This is a genomic window from Streptococcus sp. 3613 (assembly GCF_013277375.1).
GTDB lineage: Bacteria > Bacillota > Bacilli > Lactobacillales > Streptococcaceae > Streptococcus > Streptococcus pseudopneumoniae.
On the sequence record NZ_VMMV01000119.1, the window covers coordinates 1 to 1,724 of the forward strand.

Here is a 1,724-nt window from a genome sequence, read left to right on the forward strand (position 1 = left end):
TTATGATATTTAGCTGTACTAGAGTCTTTTAAAAGTGTTTTGATAGCTTGGATTTCTTCTTTAGTTGATTTCATATTACTATTATATAATACTTTTTTATTTTAGTTTAGTATAAAAATCTTAAGTAGCAAAGATTCTAAAATAACGGAATCCTTGCATTATTGTCCCAACTCTTCCTCGACCACTTCCAAGGCCCGTTCAATGACTACATGCATGTCGTAGTATTTATAATCAGCCAAACGTCCACAGAAAATGACCTTATCATTCTGTGCTGCTTCTTCTTGATAGTTAGCAAATAGGGCATTGTTTCTCTCGTCATTGATTGGATAATAAGGCTCATCTCCACCTTTCCAATCTGCTGGGTATTCACGAGTAATGACCGTTTTAGCTTGTGCTCCGTACTCAAAATGTTTATGCTCAATAATGCGAGTATAAGGAATTTCTCGTTCTGTATAGTTGACAACAGCATTTCCTTGATAGTTTTCTTCATCAAAAACTTCATGCTCAAAACGAAGACTACGGTATTCTAACTCACCATGTTTATAATCAAAGTATTGGTCAATCATCCCTGTAAAGACAACTTTTTCAGCAGAAGCTTCTAATTCTTGACGATTGGCAAAAAAGTCAAGACCAAGTTCTACTTCCACATCCTTGAGCATATTTTCAATGATAACGTTGTAACCACCAATTGGAATACCCTGGTAACGGTCATTGAAGTAGTTATTATCAAAAGTCAAACGAACTGGTAGACGTTTAATAATAAACGGTGGAAGGTCAGTAGCAGAACGTCCCCATTGCTTTTCAGTATATCCTTTAATCAATTTTTCATAAATATCTGGACCGATCAACTTGATAGCCTGCTCTTCCAAGTTTTTCGGTTCAACGTCCTTCATATGAGCCGTTTGCTCAGCAATCTTATCTTTGACCTCTTGAGGAGTTTTTGTCCCCCATATAGCATAGAAAGTATTCATATTGAAAGGTAGATTATAAAGGCTACCCTTGTAATTAGCTAGAGGCGAGTTGATATAATTGTTAAACTCAGCAAATTGATTCACATAATCCCAAACTTTTTTACTAGAAGTATGAAAGATATGGGCACCATATTTATGAACATTAACCCCTTCTACATTCTCACAGTAGATATTTCCACCAATGTGGTCACGTTTATCAATAACTTTTACTTTTTTTCCACGCTTGGTTGCTTCATAAGCAAAAATTGCTCCCGACAAACCAGCACCAACGATTAGATAGTCGTACATAGTCTCTCCCTTATCATTTACCTCTCATCTCCTTAACTATAGCAAAAGAGAGAATCTTATACTCTTCGAAAATCTCTTCAAACCACGTCAGCGTCCATCTGCAACCTCAAAACAGTACTTTGAGCTAACTTCTCAGTTACTCTTTAATTTTTATTGAGTATTCGTTTCAATCTATTTTAGCACAAAACAAATCATTTCTCAGTTTTCAATAGCCGAGTGATTTAAAAAGACAAGCACCAAAACTGATGTTTGTCTTTATGATTTTCCTTGAAAAGGCTATTTCTAACTCCCGACTTTATCACTTAAAAAATACAAAAGGGCAGCTAACCCCTTGCGCCACAAGGGATTTCGCTGTTCTTTAATCTCGTTTAGGTGTTGTATATGGAGCTTTGGCGTAATTTTTGAGTTCTTCAAACTTCACGAACCCTTTGTTCCATTCCATGCCCAATAATCTATTTAGTAGCT

1 protein-coding gene is annotated in these 1,724 nt (G+C 35.8%); it reads right to left on the minus strand.

All coding sequences use genetic code 11. The annotated features are described in order from the left end of the window. Positions 1-158: 158 nt before the first annotated feature. Entirely contained in the window at positions 159-1,259 is a 1,101-nt protein-coding gene (gene glf / locus HT708_RS11025; RefSeq protein ID WP_100104644.1) for a UDP-galactopyranose mutase, read from the minus strand. Between the last annotated feature and the right edge of the window lie 465 nt (positions 1,260-1,724).

What these genes read in the sequence shown, in the direction of transcription:
- glf (WP_100104644.1), bottom strand. Translation starts at nt 1,259, where the DNA reads ATGTACGACTATCTAATCGTTGGTGCTGGTTTGTCGGGAGCAATTTTT.